Origin of the sequence: Actinotalea sp. Marseille-Q4924 (genome assembly GCF_916618755.1) — a bacterium.
Lineage (GTDB): Bacteria > Actinomycetota > Actinomycetes > Actinomycetales > Cellulomonadaceae > Actinotalea.
In genome coordinates this window covers 38,144-55,322 of record NZ_CAKAKB010000001.1, presented here as the reverse complement: position 1 = coordinate 55,322, position 17,179 = coordinate 38,144, and the positions used below count along the sequence as shown (strand labels likewise).

The following is a 17,179-nucleotide window of genomic DNA, read 5'->3' as shown; positions in this document are numbered from 1 at the left end:
AGGAGCCAGGATGAGTTCGATCCGCGTCGCCATCGTGGGCGTCGGCAACTGCGCCGCGTCGCTGGTGCAGGGCGTCCAGTTCTACGCGGACGCCGACCCGCAGAGCACGGTGCCGGGCCTGATGCACGTGCAGTTCGGCCCGTACCACATCTCTGACATCGAGTTCGTGGCGGCGTTCGACGTCGACGCGAAGAAGGTCGGTTTCGACCTCTCCGAGGCGATCGTCGCCAGCGAGAACAACACCATCAAGATCGCCGATGTCCCGCCGCTCGACGTGACGGTGCAGCGCGGCCCGACGCTCGACGGGATCGGCAAGTACTACGCCGAGACGATCGAGGAGTCCGACGCGCCCGCCGTCGACGTGGTGAAGGCCCTCAAGGACGCGGAGGTCGACGTCCTCATCTGCTACCTGCCCGTGGGGTCGGAGGAGGCCGCGAAGTTCTACGCGCAGTGCGCGATCGACGCCGGCGTCGCCTTCGTGAACGCGCTCCCGGTCTTCATCGCGTCCGACCCTGACTGGGCGGCGAAGTTCGAGGCAGCCGGTGTGCCGATCGTCGGCGACGACATCAAGTCGCAGGTCGGCGCCACGATCACGCACCGGGTGCTCGCGAAGCTCTTCGAGGACCGCGGCGTCGCGCTGGACCGCACCTACCAGCTCAACGTCGGCGGCAACATGGACTTCAAGAACATGCTCGAGCGCGAGCGCCTGCAGTCCAAGAAGGTCTCCAAGACGCAGTCGGTCACCTCGAACCTCGAGGGCTCGCTGGCGAACAAGAAGGAGGACCGCAACGTCCACATCGGCCCGTCGGACTACGTCGCGTGGCTCGACGACCGGAAGTGGGCGTACGTGCGCCTCGAGGGCCGCGCGTTCGGCGAGGTACCCCTGAACCTGGAGTACAAGCTCGAGGTGTGGGACTCCCCGAACTCGGCCGGCATCATCATCGACGCCCTGCGCGCCGCGAAGATCGCCAAGGACCGTGGGATCGGTGGCCCGATCATCTCCGCGTCGACGTACTTCATGAAGTCGCCGCCGGTGCAGATGGAGGACACGAAGGGCCGGGCACAGCTCGAGGCCTTCATCGCCGGTGACACCGAGCGCTGAGCCGGAACGCAGCAGAGGTTGAGGGCGTCGTCGCGCAGCGGCGGCGCCCTCGGCCGTCGCGGAGTGCAGGCTCAGCGCGAGCAAAGGCACCAGCGCTGAGCCGGAACGCAGCAGAGGTTGAGGGCGTCGTCGCGCAGCGGCGGCGCCCTCGGCCGTCGCGGAGTGCAGGCTCAGCGCGAGCAAAGGCACCAACGCTGACTCGAAGCCCTCCCGCCCGCCTCCCCTCGCCTCCCGCCTCCCCTCCCACCTCCCGGCCTCCCGCCGAAGCGTTTGTTGCCGTTGCCGCGACAAAGGCTTCGCCCGACGTTCGCGGCGGCCTTTTGGGTCGCCACCGGGGTCTGTGTAGGACCGCCGGAGCTTTCTTCGTCCACAGGGCTGCTGGGCCGTCTGGCGCTCCGCGGCGCGGCGCGCTCACGCTCGACGGATGAGCACCTCCCGCGATGCCGCTCGAGCCGCCGTGGTCCGCGCGGACCGTCAGGCCGGCGTCCTCCCCACGGCACAGCTGCTCCACCACGGCGCCCTCCGGTCGTGGGTGGCGCACCAGGTCCGGACCGGCCGATGGCAGCGTCTCCACCAGGGTGTCGTCCTCACGCACTCGGGTCCCGTCGGCTGGCACTCGCGCGCGTGGGCAGCCGTGCTCTACGCCGGTGCCGGCGCGGCGGTGTCCCACGAGTCCGCCGCACGGCTGTGGCGCTTCACCTCTCGAGAGCCCCGCACCATCGAGGTGGTCGTCCCCGCGCACCGACGCGTGCGCCCGACTCGCGGCGTCCGGATTCACGTCCGGCAGGTCATGCCCGAGGTCAGCGGAGGGCTGCCCACCGTCACGCGTGCCGACACCACCGTCGACCTGGTGGCGGCGAGCGCGACGGTGGACGACGCCGTCGGATGGCTGGCGCGTGCGGTTCGTGCCGGCGCCCTCGCCGAGGCCGTCGCCGAGGCGGCGCGCCGGCGCAGTCGTTTCCGCCATCGGGGTCTGGTCCTGGACCTCCTCGACGACGGCGTCCTGACGACCGAGTCACCGATGGAGCACCGGTACCACCGCGACGTCGAGCGCGCGCACGGTCTTCCACGCGGGACGCCCCAGGCGCGGCACCGGGTGGGGGGCCGCTGGATCAGGGCCGACCGCTGGTATGCGTTCGGCGTCCGCGTGGAGCTCGACGGCCAGGTCGCCCACCCCGGTGGCCGGACCGACGCCGACGTGTGGCGGGACAACGCCGTCGCGCTCGAACGGACGGAGCTGACGCTGCGCTACCGGTGGCGGCACGTGGCCGTGACGCCGTGCACCACAGCCGCGCAGGTGGCGGCGGCCCTCCGCGGCCGCGGCTGGTCCGGCGTGACCCGTGGCTGCGGGAAGGCCTGCCCCCTCGGGCGGTCGTCGTAGAGCGGGAACCCCCAGCGAGTCACGTTCACCGAAGCGTTCGTCGTCCGTGGTGCGACAAACGCTTCGACGCAGGGAGCGAGACGGGCCGGCGGACGGCGGGGGACGGGGGCGGGAGCGGGGCGGGAGCCCCGGACGGCACCCCGCCGGTAGCCTCGGCGGGTGAGCGTGCTCGGGGACCTGCGGACGGTCGCCGTCCACCGGGGCTTCCGGCGGCTGTTCGCCGTCCGCCTCGTCTCGCAGGCCGGGGACGGCATGTTCCAGGTCGGCCTCGCGACCCTGTTCTTCTTCGCGCCCGAACGGCTCGCGACCGCCGCCGACGTCGCCGCGGCGTTCGCGGTCCTGCTCCTCCCGTTCACGGTCGTGGGTCCGTGGGCCGGCGTGCTGCTGGACCGGTGGCGGCGCCGTCAGGTGCTGCTGGTGGGGAACGCCGTCCGCGTCGTGCTCACCGGCGTCCTCGCCGCGCTCCTCGTGACCGTCGGCGTGGGCCCCGCCGTGTACGTCGTCGCCCTCCTCACCCTGTCGATCAACCGGTTCCTGCTCGCGGCGCTCTCCGCCGGACTCCCACGCGTCGTCCCCCGGGACCAGCTGCTCATGGCCAACGCGATCACCCCGACCCTGGGCGCCGCCGCTGCCGGCGTGGGGGCGGCCCTCGGTCTCGTCGGCCGGCTCGCCCCGACGGGCGAGGCGCGCGACGCCGTCGTCCTCCTCGGTGCCGCGGTGCTCTTCGCCGGGGCATCGGCCCTCGCGCTGCGCCTGCGCGCCGACCAGCTCGGCCCGACGCACCGCGCCGCCGCCGGGGAGCTGTTGTCGCGGGTCCGGGAGGTCGGCCGCGGGCTGGGCCAGGGCATGCGCTACCTGGCGCGCCGCCGCACCCCCGCGACGGCGCTCGGCGTCATGGCGACGCACCGGTTCATCTACGGCGTGACGTTCATCGCGGCCATCCTCATCTCCCGCAACCTCCTCGCCGACCCCGCCGACGCCGACGCCGGCCTCGCCGTGTTCGCCACGGTCCTCGGCGCCACGACGCTCGGCTTCGCGCTCGCCGTCGTCCTCACGCCCCTCGCGCACGAGCGGATGACCCCGGCCACGTGGGTCGTCGTCTGCCTGGGGGTCGGCGCGGCGAGCCAGCTGCTCCTCGCGGCGTCGTACGCGCTCGCCGTCCTCCTCGTCAGCGGCGTCCTGCTGGGGCTCGCGGCCCAGGGCGCGAAGATCGCGGTCGACACGATCGTCCAGCGCGACACGCACGACGACTTCCGCGGCCGCGCCTTCGCCCTCTACGACGTCCTCTACAACGCGGCGTTCGTCGGCGCCGCCGCCCTGGCCGCCGTCGTCCTGCCAGACACCGGGTGGTCGTCCGGGGCGTTCCTCGGGCTGGCGGCGGCGTACGTCGTCGCGGCCGTGCTCTACCGGACCGGCCCGTCCCAGCCGGTGCACCTCGACGACGTGGCCGACCCCGCCGACGACGGCGCCGCCCCGGCCCGCGCCTGACGTGCAGCGGGCCGCCCGGCACCCGCGCGCCCGGGACCGGAGCGGCACGCACACGCCCGCGGGCGCGGCCCGCACCGTGCCCGGTGGGTGATCTACAGCGCGACTCCGTCGTGGGGCTCACTTAAAGTTGAACCATGCAGCAGGACCCCGTCGCCGCCCCCGCAGGCTCTCCGAGGGCGTCGGACCCGCGCGCGAGGAGCGCGCTGCCCGCCCTGGTCCACGACCGCCCCGCCGCGACGCTCCTGGTGGACCTCGACCAGGGCACCGTCGTCTTCGCCAACCTCCTCGCCGTCGAGCTCGCGCCCGACCTGGCGCTCCCGGTGAGCCTCGAGGACTGGTCGCGGAGGGCGTCCCTGCAGACACCGGACGGCACGCTCCTCGAGGACGGTCCCCGCACGCTCAGCCAGATCGCTCACGGCGAGCCGGCTCGCGGCATGCAGGTCGACGCGGAGCGCGCGTCGGACGACTCGGCCGCTCGTGAGGCGCTGTGGATCATGGGCATCCCGCTGTCCGAGGCCCCGGCGCCGCTGTCCCACCAGGCGCTCGTCATCCTCATGCCGCTGCGGCAGGAGGACGCGGTCCGTGCGCTCCAGGACGCCGCGGGCGACCTCCACGCACGCGCCGCCTTCGCCAGCGAGCTGTCGTTCGCCATCTCCGACCCGCGTCTGCCGGACGACCCGCTGGTCTGGGTGAACCCGTCCTTCACGCGGGTGACCGGGTACGCCGCGGCCGACGTCCTCGGCCGGAACTGCCGCTTCCTCCAGGGTCCGGACACGGACCGCGACGTCATCGACCACATGCGGCGGGCGCTGCGCGAGGGCCGCACGGTCGCCGACACGGTGCTCAACTACCGCAAGGACGGCACGCCGTTCTGGAACCAGGTCGTCATCAGCCCGGTCGTCGACAGCAGTGGCAACATCACCCATCACGTCGGCATCCAGGCGGACGTCACCGAGCGCATCCAGATGCAGATCTCCCGCGACGAGGCGCTGGCGGAGGCACGGCAGGTCTCCGAGCGCCTCCAGCTGCTCGCACGCGTCAGCGAGGAGCTCGCGCAGCACCTGGACTACCACGACGCCGTGCGGGCGCTCGCCGAGACCGTGGTGCCGCGGCTCGCCGCGTGGGGCTACGTCACCGTGACCAGCGACCGCGGCAAGCACGAGCGTGTGCACATCGTCCCCCGAGACCCGGCCCGCCGGGAGGACGCGGTGTGGATGGAGGAGAACGGCGCGCTGGACTGGATCCAGAGCTCCAGGGTCCTGGAGCAGGTCATGGCGTCGGAGTCGGCGGATCCCACCACGGCGCTCGACGTCGACGCCGAGGCGGCCCGGAGCAAGACGCCGCCGCAGATCTGGGAGCGCATCGAGCGGCTCGGCCACCTCGGGCAGGTCCTCATCGTGCCGCTGCGCGCGCGGGACCGGGTCATCGGCGCCCTCGTGCTGCTCGACGACCAGTTCTCCGACCAGACCATCGAGACCGCGTCGCACGTCGGGGGCCGTGCCGGCCTCGCCCTCGACAACGTCAGGCTCTACCTGCGCGAGCGAGCCGCCGCCCTCACCCTCCAGCACAGCCTGCTGCCGGTCATCCCCCACGTCCCCGGGCTCGACCTCGCCGCGTCGTACCTGCCGGCGCTGCACCGCGCCGAGGTCGGCGGGGACTGGTACGACGTCCTCCCCCTGCCCGACGGCGCGATCGGCCTCGCCGTCGGCGACGTCGTCGGCCACGACCTGCAGGCCGCCGCGTCGATGGGCCAGCTGCGCTCGGTGCTGCGCTCGTACGCGTGGAGCGGGGAGTCGGCGAGCCGCGTCATGGGTCGCCTCGACGAGCTCGTGCAGGGCCTCGACATGGCGGACATGTCAACGTGCGTCTACCTGCGCCTGGAGGGCTCCCGCCTCACCTACAGCCGCGCCGGCCACCCGCCGCCCCTCCTGCGCCAGCCCGACGGCCGCGTCCGCTACCTCATGGGGGCCCTGAGCACGCCCGTCGGCGTGACGAACCTCGAGGAGGCCCCCCAGGAGGAGCTCGAGCTGCCCCTCGGCGCGACCCTCGTCATCTACACGGACGGTCTCGTCGAGCGCCGGGACCGGTCGCTCCGCACGGGCATCGACGCCCTGGCGGAGACGCTCGCCGCGCTGCCGGAGGGCATGAGCTCCGCCGAGGTCCGCGACGTCCTCGTGGGGGCCATGGTCGGGGAGGACCAGGAGGACGACATCTGCGTCCTCGTCGTCCGTCGCGTCGAGGTGCCGGACCTGACCGACTGACGCGGCCTCGCGCTCGGGCGGGCCCGGGCGGTCGGCCCACACCCCGTGGTCACCCGCCGACGACGGCGTCCTGCCGCACCTCCCAGGCCGCCACGGGACCGGGGACGACGACGAGCAGAGGGTGCGGGTCCGGCAGGTCGACGTCGCGCCACCGCCGCAGGACGTCCGGGGACCGTGCCCGCAGCTTCTCCCGCAGGTGCCACCACTCGTGCCGCAGCTGGCCGGTCGTCACCTCGAGACGCAGGTCGGCGTCCGGCGGCGCGAGCACCTTGGACCGGTCGTACGCGTAGCCGCGCGCGACCGCCTCGTCGACGATGCCGTGCAGGTACGTGGTGATGGGCCCGCCCGGCGGCCACGGCGGGTCGGCGGGCGGAGAGGGCACCCGGAAGCGCTCGAGCTGCGGGTGGCTGCGGTACCCGCGCGTCTTCCCGGTGAGGACCTTCTGCGCCAGCAGACCCTCGCGCCAGCACGCCGTCAGGCCCTGCCGGTCCAGGTATCGGGGGTGCACGGACCAGAGCCTCACCGGACCACCCTCACCGACGACGACGCCCCACGCACCCGCTCGGCCCCGGCCCGCCTCACCGCGGGGTGACGCCTACGACGCGCCCTGCTCCGCCCACCAGTCCCGCAGAGCGCGCTCGACGACGTCCTTGCCCAGGGGGCCCTGCTCCATGCGCAGCTCCATGAGGAAGCGGTAGGCCTTGCCGACCTCCGGCCCCGGCCGAAGCCCGAGGACAGCCATGATCTCCTGCCCGTCGAGGTCGGGACGGATCGAGGCGAGCTCCTCGGCCTCGCGCAGCTCGGCGATGCGGCGCTCGAGGTCGTCGTACGCCGCCGAGAGCCGCGCGGCCTTGCGCCGGTTCCGGGTCGTGCAGTCGGAGCGGGTCAGGCGGTGCAACCGCTCCAGCAGCGGCCCGGCGTCCGTGACGTAGCGCCGCACCGCCGAGTCGGTCCACTGCGCGTCGCCGTAGCCGTGGAAGCGCAGGTGCAGCTCGGTGAGCCGCGCCACGGCCTTGACCGTGTCCTTGTCGAGGTGCAGCGCCCGCAGCCGCTTGGCGACGAGCTTCGCCCCGACGACCTCGTGGTGGTGGAAGCTCACGCCACCGCCCGGCTCGAACCGCCGCGTCGCCGGCTTGCCGATGTCGTGCAGCAGCGCCGCGAGCCGCAGCACGAGGTCCGGCCCCGGCACCGGTCCGGTCGGGGCGTCGTGCGTGCCCGTCTCCAGGGCGATCGCCTGGGCCAGCACCGTGAGCGAGTGCTGGTAGACGTCCTTGTGCCGGTGGTGCTCGTCGATCTCGAGGCGCAGCGCGGGCAGCTCGGGCAGGACGTGGTCCGCCAGCCCGGTGTCGACGAGCACCTCGAGCCCGGGCCGGGGGTCTGGGGCGAGCAGGAGCTTGACGAGCTCGTCGCGCACCCGCTCCGGGGACACGATCGCGATCCGTGACGCCATCTCCTCGATCGCCCGCCGCACGTCGTCGTCGACGGTGAAGCCGAGCTGGGCGGCGAACCGGGCGGCGCGCAGCATGCGCAAGGGGTCGTCGTCGAAGGACTGCGTCGCCGTGACGGGGGTGCGCAGCACGCCGCGGGCGAGGTCGGTGAGCCCGCCGAAGGGGTCGACGAACGTCAGGTCCGGCACGCGCACGGCCATCGCGTTGACCGTGAAGTCCCGGCGCGACAGGTCCCCGTCCAGGTCCTTGCCGAACGCCACCTCCGGCTTGCGCGAGGTCGGGTCGTACGCCTCGGTCCGGTAGGTCGTCACCTCGACGACGACGTCCTCGGCCGCGGGGGCGCCCGACCGGCCGGGGCGCGCGTGCCGCTTCGCGCCGATCGTGCCGAACGCCCGCCCGATGTCCCACGTCGCGTCGCCCCACGCCGCGAGGATCCGCTCGGTGCTGTCGGGGTCCGCCGACGTCGCGAAGTCGAGGTCGGTGCTCGTGCGCCCGAGGAACGCGTCACGCACCGGTCCGCCGACCAGCGCGAGCTCGTGGCCCTCGGCCGCGAACGCGGCGCCCAGCTCGAGCGCGGCCGGCGCCATGCCGGACAGGACCTCCGCCGCGCGGCGCTGGAGGGCCGCGGCGTCAGGTCGGGCGGCGCGCGGCTGGGGCGCGGCGGCGGAGGAGGGGGGCTGCGTGGACACGACACACCAGCGTGCCAGATCCCTGTGACACCGCCGCTCCTGGTCCCTGCCCGGGCGGGCACCGGACCTTCACGGTCCGGTCGTTACAGTGGCCGCATGTCCACCGCCGTGCCTCACCCGCGGCGCGGCGCCGTGCCCACGCCCCCGGGCGGGCACGCCCTGCACATCGACCCGCTCGCGCGGCTGCGCCACGCCACGCCGCTGCCCGTCGTGGACGAGACGTCCGCCGGCGGGCTCGTCGTCTCCACGGTCCACGGCCGGCCCCACGCCGCGGTCATCGCGCGACGCAACCGTGCCGGTCGGCTCGAGTGGTGCCTGCCGAAGGGCCACCTGGAGGGTGACGAGACACCTGCCGAGGCCGCGGTCCGCGAGATCGCGGAGGAGACCGGCATCCACGGCGTCGTCCTCCAGCAGCTGGGCACGATCGACTACTGGTTCACCGGTGACGACCGGCGCGTGCACAAGGTCGTCCACCACTTCCTCCTCAGCGCCACCGGCGGCGACCTCAGCGTCGAGGGCGACCCCGACGGCGAGGCGGAGGACGTCGCGTGGGTCGCCGTCGTCGACCTCGCGGACCGCCTCGCGTACCCGAACGAGCGTCGGCTCGCGATCGCCGCGCACGCGGTGATCGCCCGGGCATGAGCCGCAGCTCCCGGTGGCGCGCCGCGGCGGCCGCCGTCGGGGCGTGCGTGCTCACGGGGCTGACGGCCGCGACCGGCGCGGCGGCGACGGGCGGCATCGCCCCGATCGCCCCGGTCGTCGCGGACGGCGTCCCGGCGGTCTCTCCCGCCACCGCCTCCGTCCCCGCGACGAACCACGCCGACGACGCCGCCCTCCCCGTCACCGTCGAGATCACCGCCGTCACGCCGCAGGTGCTCCGGCCGGGACAGGACCTCACCGTCACCGCACGCCTGACCAACACCTCGCAGGGCGAGGTGGCGCAGCCCCGCGTGTTCCTGCACGTCGACGGCCGGTCCTACATCAGCCGGACGTCGCTGGACGGCTGGCGCACCGCACCGCTCGACGGCGCCCTCGGCGGGATCGTCGCCCAGGGCGACACCGGCGCACCCCTCCCGCCCGGCGCCGCCACGACCGTCACCGTCACCGTCCCCGCCGACGGCCTCGGGCTCGCCCGCGGTGAGCGGGCGTGGGGGCCGCGCGGCCTGGCGGTGCAGGTCGTCGACGCGGCAGACCCCGCCCGCGTCCGCCTGGGGGCCGCCCGGTCCTTCGCGCTCTGGTTCCCCGTCGAGGAGGTGACGGCGACCCGCATGAGCGTGCTCGTGCCGCTCGTCGGGCCCGCCTTCGACCCCTACGACAGCCAGTGGGTGGCGGACCTCGGGGCGCTGACGACCGACGGTCGCCTGGCGCGCGTCCTCGAGGCGACCGAGGAGCAGTCCGACGTCACGTGGGTGCTCGACCCGTGGCTCGCTGAGGCCGCCGCCGTGCGGGCCGAGGAGCCGGCCGCCGGCGACCCGGCCCCCGAGGGGCCCGACGCGGGCACGCCGGAGGGCGACCCCGACGACGACGCCCCGACGGACAGCGCGACGGACAGCGCGGCGGACAGCGCGGCGGACGGCACGGACCCCACGCCGAGCCCGAGCCCCACGCAGGGAGCCGGCCGCAGCATGGGGGCGATGCCAGGCGCCGTCGGCGACGACGACGGCGCGGCGTCCGGCGCGGGCGGGGTGACCGCACCCGAGGCGGTGACCACCTGGGCCACGCGCCTGCTCGACGGCGTCACCGACCGCGACGTGCACCTGCTGCCGTACCTCGACGCCGACGTCGAGGCGCTGGCGCACGCCGGTGCGGAAGACGTCCTGGCGCTCGCCCGCGAGCGAGGCGCCGAGGTCGCCGACGACGTCGGCCTGCCCGCCTCCGGCGCGGGCCTCCTGTCCTGGCCCGCGACGGACCTGCCGGATCTCACGACCGCGTCGTTCGTCCAGGCCGACGGTGCGCGCGCCGTCGTCGTCGGCCCGGGTGAGCTGGCGCCGCCGGCGGTGCTCACGTACACACCGTCCGGTCGGACCACGGTCGACACCGCACGCGGGGAGATCACGGCGCTCGTCGCCGACGAACGCCTGTCCGACGCCCTGCGCACGGGCTCGCTCACCCTCGACGACGACGGCGACGCCCGCGACGACGAGGCGCAGCGCACCCCGGCGACGGCGGCGCAGGACCTCCTGGCCGAGCTGGCCGTCATCACGCGCGAGCGACCGACCGACGGCCGGCACGTGCTGGCCACGCTGCCCCGGGAGTGGTCGCCCGACGTCGCGGTCGTCCAGGCGCAGCTAGGGGCTCTCGCGGACGCCCCGTGGGTACGGATGGAGCCCGTCACCGCGCTCGTGGGTGCGCCGGACACGGACGTGGACCGCGGGACCCTGCCACGTCGGGTGGTCGGCGAGCGCGAGGTCTCCGCGGACCTCCTGGACGCGGTCGCCGAGGCGGTCGCCGACCGTGCGGCTTTGGCGACGATGGTCGACCAGCCCGACCGGCTCGCCGGAGACGGGGCCCTGGAGGTCCTCGCTCCGACGTCGGTGGCGTGGCGCGAGCGGCCGCGGGACCGCGCCGACCTGGCCGACAAGGCGCGCGCCCTGACCGCGGCGCTCGAGGAGGCCGTCGCGGTGGTGCCCGGCAGCGACCTGACGATCATCGCCTCGAGCGCCGGCATCCCGGTCCGGGTGACGAACGCCCTCGACCAGGACGTGTCCGTCGTCGTGGACCTGCGACCGGACAGCGCCCGGCTGCGGTCCGACGGCGGCGTGCCCGTCACGGTCCCGGCGAACGGCGAGGAGGTCGTCCAGGTCCCCGTGCACGCGATCCAGAGCGCCGACGTCGCCGTCGCGGTGGAGGTCCGGACACCCGCCGGGGTCCTCGTCGACGACGACACGGTCATCGCGGTGCGCGTCCGTGCGGACTGGGAGGGCATCGGGACGGCGGGCATCGGTGCGCTGCTCGCGCTGGGTCTCGTGGTGGGTCTGGTCCGATCGATCCGTCGTGGCCGCACCGGCCGACGCGCGCAGCCGCAGCCGTACACCGGCCCCGACGCGCTGTCCCCGGAGCAGGTGGCGGAGCTCGAGGGCGCGACGGGCCGATCCGCAGGCGGCGACGGTCCGTCCACAACTGAGACCGTCCACGACCGTGCTGGCGCGGGCGCCGTCGACCACACTGGTGGCGACGCCGCCGCGGTCCGCGGCGCACCGCACGGCGACGCCCCCGACGGAAGAGGACCCGGATGAGCAGCGACGGCCGCGGCCTGGGCGCGAGCCTGGGGCGGAGCACCGCCGTCATGGCGGCCGGGACGGCGACGTCCCGCGTGTTCGGGCTCCTGCGCGTCGTGGTCCTGGTCGGTGCGATCGGGTCCATCACGATCCCCGCCACGTCCTTCGCAGCGGCGTACTGGCTGCCGACGGCGATCTACATGCTCATCGCCGGCGGCGTGCTCAACGCCGTCCTGGTCCCGCAGATCGTGCGCGCGGAGAAGCAGCCGGGTGGCAAGGCCTACGTCGACCGGCTCCTGACCGTCAGCATCCTGGTCCTGGGTGGCGCGACGGTCCTCCTCATGGTCGCGGCACCGCTCGTCGTGACCGCCGTCGGCGCCAACCGCAGCCCTGAGTACCTGGCTCTGACCACGGCGTTCGCGGTGTGGTCCTTCCCCCAGGTGTTCTTCTACGGTCTCTACACGCTGCTGGGACAGATCCTCAACGCGCGCGGCGTCTTCGGCCCGTACATGTGGGCCCCGGTCCTCAACAACCTCGTGGCGATCGCCGGCCTCCTCGTGTTCATCGGCATCCACGGGCGGTACGAGGCGGGGGCGCCGGTCGAGGCGTACGGCTTCTGGACCACGGGTCCGATGGCGCTCCTCGCCGGGACCGCGACCCTGGGCGTCGTCGTGCAGGCGCTCGTGCTCATCGTGCCGTTGCGCCGCATCGGGTTCACGTTCCGCCCACGACGCGGGTGGCGCGGGGTGGGCCTGGGGTCTGCGGCGCAGGTCGCGGGATGGACCTTCGCCGCGCTCGTGGTCGGGCAGGTCGGCGTGTGGATCGTGACGCGCGTGGGCCTCGAGGCGGCTCAGGTCGCCGAGGAGCAGGGGCTGGGCGCGGTCGCGACGAACAACCAGTACACGATCGCCTTCACGATCTTCATGCTGCCGCACTCCCTGGTGACCGTCTCGCTCGTGACCGCGCTGTACACGCGGCTGGCCAACCACGCCGCCGCCGACGACGTCGCGGGTGTGCGCCGGGACCTCGCCGGCGGCCTGCGGACGGTCGGCATCTTCACGGTGTTCGCGACGGCGCTCATCCTCGTGCTCGCGCTGCCCGTCTCCCGGCTCATCGTCATCAACGACGTGCCCGAGGCCGCCGCCGTCCTCGCCCCGGTGGTCGTCGCGCTCACGCTCGGGCTGGTCGCGCTCGGGGCCTGGGCGCTCGTGCAGCGCGTCTACTACGCCTACGAGGACGCCCGCAGCCTCTTCTGGGTGCAGGTGCCCATGGCGGTCGTCGTCGTCGTGGTGACGCTCGTGGGGCGGCTCGTGCTCGAGCCCGGGTGGTGGACGGCGACCGCGGGCGCGGCGATCGCGGCGTCGTACTGGCTCGGCGCCGTCCGCGGCGGTGTCGCGGTGCGGCACCGGCTCGGCGGCATCGGCGGCGGCGTCGCCCGCACGTACCTACGGTGCGCCGCGGCGGCCGTCGCGGCGGCGGCCGTGGGGTGGCCGCTCAGCCTGCTGTTCGGCGACCTCTCCCGGGCGGGGCTCCTGCGGGCCCTGCTGGCCTGCGTGGTCGTGGGGTCGGTCATGCTCGCGGTCTACGTCGTACTGCTGCGTGTGCTGGGCGTCCGTGACCTCGAGGACCTCCTCGTGCCCCTGCTCCGGCGCGCGCGGGTGGGCCGTACCATGAGCACCGACGACGGCGTCCGCACCGACGGGGTGCAGGTGGCCGCCGCGGCGTCCGACGCCGCTGCGCCGGTCCAGGAGGCGGAGCTGGCCGGGCAGACGGTCGAGACCTCGGCCGATCGACACGGAGGTGGTCTTCTGGAGTCCGCGACCATCGGCCGGGGTGCCCTCGTGGCCGGCCGGTACCGCCTGGAGCACCCAGACCGGTCGGACCTGCCCGGCGTCGAGGTGTGGGCCGGCCGCGACCAGATCCTCGACCGGCCCGTGCGCGTCTCCCTGCTCGTCTCCGGCCGGGTCGCCCAGGCGCAGGACGCGGCCCGCCGCGCCGCCCTGGTCGCCGACCCGCGCCTGCTGCGCGTGCTCGACGTCGGTGAGCACTCCGACGTCGCCTACGTCGTGAGCGAGCCGCCCCGCGGGCGGGACCTGCTGGAGCTGACCGCTCACGGGCCCCTGCCGCCGGACCAGGCGCGCGCCGTCGTCGGGGAGGCCGCCGTGGCCCTCGAGGTGGCGCGCCGGCGAGGCGTGCACCACCTCGCGCTGCGGCCGTCCTGCGTCCACGTCGCCGACGACGGCACGGTGCTCCTCTCCGGGCTCGGCATGGACGGCGAGCTGGCCGGCCACGGCCTCGGCGACGCCCGGTCGACGACCCGCGCGGACACCGTCGGGCTGGTCGGCCTGCTCTACCTGGCGCTGACCGGCCGGTGGCCGGCACCGGCCGGCGTGGAGACCGACGTGCCGACGGCCCCGGTGGTCGCGGGCGCTCCCGTGCCGCCTGCCGACCTCCTGCCGGGTGTGCCGAACGACCTCGACACGCTCTGCACCGTCACTCTCGGCCCGCACGACGACGGCCCGCACAGCCCCGCCGAGCTGGTCCGCGAGCTCGAGCCGTGGGGCGAGGTCGACCCCGGACGCGTCACGGGCGTGTCCGACGACGCGACCGCCTGGCAGCGCCACCTCGGCACTGCGTCCGCGTCTGCGGGCGCGGCCGGCGTCGCCGCCGCCGTGGCCGCGCCGGTCCTGCACGCCCCCGAGGCGCCGGCCCGGACCGCGGCCCCGGCCGGCGCGGCCCCCGCGCAGGTCACGCAGACCGGCGCTCCGGTGACCGAGGCGCAGCCGACCCAGGCGGGCGAGGCGCCCCCGACCGGGGAGGGCGACGCGGCGTCGGCTGACGCGCCGGAGGCTGAGCGCACCAAGGGTGTCGGGGACGAGCGCCACGCCGAGGGCGGCGCGGCTGCCGGTTCATCGGTTGCCGGTGGTCCACCGGCTCCCGTGACGCGGCACCCGGTGCGCGCCACGTTCGACGAGCAGGCGCTCCCCGCAGCCGCGCGCCCGGGCACGCCCCCTCCGGCCATCCCGCCCGCCCAGCGGGTCCGCGCCGGACGTCCGACCCACCGGCCGCCCGCCCGTACCCGCCGCCGCAGCGCGCAGCAGCGTGACGTCGCCCGTCACCGGCGCGTCGTCGGCGTTCGCGCCGGTCGGCGCCTCGGCGGCAGCCGGTGCAGCGCTCGGGTCCGTGGGGACGTCGGGACCGGCAGCTGCGCCCGCGGGCGCGACGGCCCGGCCCTCCGGGCCAGGTCCTCGCGGTCGGGACGGTGCCGGCCGTCCGCCCGTCCAGCGCGAGGAGGTCCCCGTCCAGGTGGGACCGTCCCAGCGCGGTGGCTCCCGGCTCTCCTTCGACCCGACGCCCTGGGTGCTCGTGATCCTCCTGCTGGCGGTGGTCCTGGGCCTGTGGACCGCCTGGCGCACCATCACGTCGCCGTTGCCCCCGGTCGGGGGCGGTGAGGTGATCGACGTCGTGGAGACGCCTGCGGAGCCCGAGGCAGAGGCACCCGCCGAGGAGGCCCCTGCCGAGGGGGCCGAGGGCGGGTCCGCCGAGGCAGAAGCCGGACCTGTTCCTCCGCAGATCGCGTCGGCCCAGCAGCTCGACCCGCCGCCCACGGGCGACAACAACGAGCACCCCGAGGCGGTGCCGCTCGCCCACGACGGTGACCCCAGCACGTTCTGGTACACGCGCTGGTACGCCAGCCCCGACTACGGGATGAAGCCGGGGGTCGGCTACGCGGTGACGCTGGCCCAGCCGACCGCGGTCGCGTCCGTCACGCTGCAGACGTCCGTCAACGGCGGGGTCGTCGAGGTCCGGGCGACGGACCCCAGCACTCCGACGGAGGGTCCCGTCCTGGCGTCCGGGCCGCTCGGTCCCGAGACCGTGCTGACGTTCCCCGAGCCCGTAGAGGCGGCGCACATCGTCCTGTGGTTCCCGCAGCTGCCGCAGGACTCCGACGGCCGCAACCGTGTCGTGCTCAACGAGGTCGTTCTGAACGGGCCGGCGGCCGGCTGAGCCAGCGTGCAGGGCCGTCCGTGACCGTGGGTCGTCCGTCCTGTGTCCGGGCGGTGACCACCCGGGGGCGACGTCCTCGTGGGTGCCCGGCGCGCCCGCTCGTGGAACAGATCGCCCCTAGGATCGGTTCCTGGCTCTCGGAAGCGCAGTGACGTCCGCGGACGTGGCTCCTGGGTCCGGGACCGTCCGGGCGAGGGCCGTCCCCGCGCCACGTGCTGCACCACCCACGAACGAAGGAAGTCAGTGTGAGCGACACCGTCCACGACGTCGTCATCATCGGATCGGGTCCGGCCGGGTACACCGCTGCCGTGTACGCCGCACGGGCCGGCCTCGCGCCCGTCGTCGTCGCCGGCTCGGTGACCGCTGGCGGGGCGCTCATGAACACGACCGAGGTGGAGAACTTCCCCGGGTTCGTCGACGGCATCATGGGCCCCGACCTCATGGAGAACATGAGGAAGCAGGCGGAGCGCTTCGGTGCCGACATCCGGTACGACGACGTCACCGAGGCGGAGCTGGCCGGCCCCGTCAAGACCGTACGAACCGGCAACGGCGACGTGATCCGTGCCCGCGCGGTGGTCCTCGCGACCGGGTCCGCCTACCGGGAGCTCGGCCTGCCGCGGGAGAAGGAGCTGTCCGGGCACGGGGTGTCGTGGTGCGCCACCTGCGACGGGTTCTTCTTCCGGGACCAGGACGTCGCGGTCATCGGCGGCGGGGACTCCGCCGTGGAGGAGGCGACCTTCCTCACCCGGTTCGCACGCAGCGTCACGATCGTCCACCGCCGTGGCGAGCTGCGGGCATCGAAGATCATGGCCGACCGCGCGCACAGCGACCCCAAGATCCGTTTCGCGTGGAACAGCGTCGTGTCGGAGATCCACGGCGACCCCAAGCTCGAGGGCCTCACTCTCACCGACACCGGGACGGGCGAGCAGCGGCGTCTCGACGTGACGGGCATGTTCGTGGCCATCGGGCACGTCCCGCGGTCGGAGCTGGTCAAGGACCAGGTCGCCGTGGACGAGAACGGCTACGTGCTCGTCGGCGGCGAGGGTGCTCGCGGCACCGGGACGACCCTCGAGGGCGTCTTCGCGTGCGGCGACCTCGTCGACCACGTGTACCGCCAGGCGATCACCGCCGCCGGCACGGGCTGCGCCGCCGCGCTCGACGCGCAGCACTACCTCGCCGACCTCGCGGACCTCGCGACCGGCACCCTGACCGAGACGATCGAGGAGACCCTGTGAGCACCGTTCCTGTCACCGACGCCACCTTCGCCAGCGAGGTCCTGCAGTCGGACATCCCCGTCGTGGTCGACTTCTGGGCCACGTGGTGCGGTCCGTGCCGCCAGGTCGCGCCGATCCTCGAGGAGCTGTCGACGACGTACGAGGGCCGCGTCAAGATCGCCAAGCTGGACACGGACGCCAACCCGCAGACCACCGCGGCGTACGGGATCACGTCGATCCCCACCCTGAACATCTACAAGGGCGGGGAGCTCGTGAAGCAGATCGTCGGCGCTCGGCCGAAGCCGGCGCTGACGCAGGAGATCGACGCCGTCCTCGCCTGAGCACGGCCCGTCGCGACGGCCCCCGACCC

The 17,179-nt window shown here is 74.6% G+C and carries 12 protein-coding genes; 10 read left to right on the top strand and 2 right to left on the bottom strand.

Translation table 11 applies throughout. From position 1 onward, the window contains the following. Positions 1-10: 10 nt before the first annotated feature. The 4 genes from LG379_RS00205 to LG379_RS00190 all read left to right on the top strand — a co-directional run bounded on the left by LG379_RS00205 (position 11) and on the right by LG379_RS00190 (position 6,232). Positions 11-1,102: an inositol-3-phosphate synthase gene (locus LG379_RS00205; protein WP_225752591.1), complete on the top strand. Its 1,092-nt coding sequence runs from the start codon at positions 11-13 to the stop codon at positions 1,100-1,102. 424 nt (positions 1,103-1,526) lie between these two features. After that, positions 1,527-2,483 carry a hypothetical protein gene (locus tag LG379_RS00200; RefSeq protein WP_225752590.1) on the top strand — a complete coding sequence of 319 codons (957 nt, stop codon included), beginning with the start codon at positions 1,527-1,529 and terminating at the stop codon, positions 2,481-2,483. A gap of 159 nt (positions 2,484-2,642) precedes the next feature. Further along, positions 2,643-3,971, top strand: a complete 1,329-nt coding sequence (locus LG379_RS00195) for an MFS transporter (RefSeq protein ID WP_225752589.1) — start codon at positions 2,643-2,645, stop codon at positions 3,969-3,971. A gap of 134 nt (positions 3,972-4,105) precedes the next feature. Next, positions 4,106-6,232: a SpoIIE family protein phosphatase gene (locus tag LG379_RS00190; protein WP_225752588.1), complete on the top strand. Its 2,127-nt coding sequence runs from the start codon at positions 4,106-4,108 to the stop codon at positions 6,230-6,232. Positions 6,233-6,281: 49 nt separating this feature from the next. Here the strand turns inward: LG379_RS00190 and LG379_RS00185 are convergent, their stop codons facing one another. Together LG379_RS00185 and LG379_RS00180 are read right to left on the bottom strand one after the other, a co-directional pair. After that, positions 6,282-6,755 carry a pyrimidine dimer DNA glycosylase/endonuclease V gene (locus tag LG379_RS00185; RefSeq protein ID WP_225752587.1) on the bottom strand — a complete coding sequence of 158 codons (474 nt, stop codon included), beginning with the start codon at positions 6,753-6,755 and terminating at the stop codon, positions 6,282-6,284. A gap of 72 nt (positions 6,756-6,827) precedes the next feature. Continuing rightward, positions 6,828-8,267, bottom strand: a complete 1,440-nt coding sequence (locus LG379_RS00180) for a CCA tRNA nucleotidyltransferase (protein WP_255632881.1) — start codon at positions 8,265-8,267, stop codon at positions 6,828-6,830. 198 nt (positions 8,268-8,465) lie between these two features. Here LG379_RS00180 and LG379_RS00175 point away from each other — a divergent pair, with 198 nt between their 5' ends. The 6 genes from LG379_RS00175 to trxA all read left to right on the top strand — a co-directional run bounded on the left by LG379_RS00175 (position 8,466) and on the right by trxA (position 17,150). Continuing rightward, positions 8,466-9,011: an NUDIX hydrolase gene (locus LG379_RS00175; protein ID WP_225752585.1), complete on the top strand. Its 546-nt coding sequence runs from the start codon at positions 8,466-8,468 to the stop codon at positions 9,009-9,011. After that, positions 9,008-11,605: a DUF6049 family protein gene (locus tag LG379_RS00170; protein WP_225752584.1), complete on the top strand. Its 2,598-nt coding sequence runs from the start codon at positions 9,008-9,010 to the stop codon at positions 11,603-11,605. Before LG379_RS00175 ends, LG379_RS00170 begins: the two co-directional genes overlap by 4 nt. Then, entirely contained in the window at positions 11,602-15,039 is a 3,438-nt protein-coding gene (locus LG379_RS00165) for a lipid II flippase MurJ (RefSeq protein WP_225752583.1), read from the top strand. The genes LG379_RS00170 and LG379_RS00165 overlap by 4 nt, the downstream gene beginning before the upstream one ends. Before the next feature lie 13 nt (positions 15,040-15,052). Next, positions 15,053-15,595, top strand: a complete 543-nt coding sequence (locus LG379_RS00160; protein ID WP_225752582.1) for a hypothetical protein — start codon at positions 15,053-15,055, stop codon at positions 15,593-15,595. A 245-nt stretch (positions 15,596-15,840) separates the two neighbouring features. After that, entirely contained in the window at positions 15,841-16,830 is a 990-nt protein-coding gene (trxB, locus tag LG379_RS00155) for a thioredoxin-disulfide reductase (RefSeq protein ID WP_225752581.1), read from the top strand. Beyond that, on the top strand, positions 16,827-17,150 hold the full coding sequence (gene trxA / locus LG379_RS00150; protein ID WP_225752580.1) for a thioredoxin: 324 nt from the start codon (positions 16,827-16,829) through the stop codon (positions 17,148-17,150). The genes trxB and trxA overlap by 4 nt, the downstream gene beginning before the upstream one ends. Positions 17,151-17,179 lie beyond the last annotated feature (29 nt).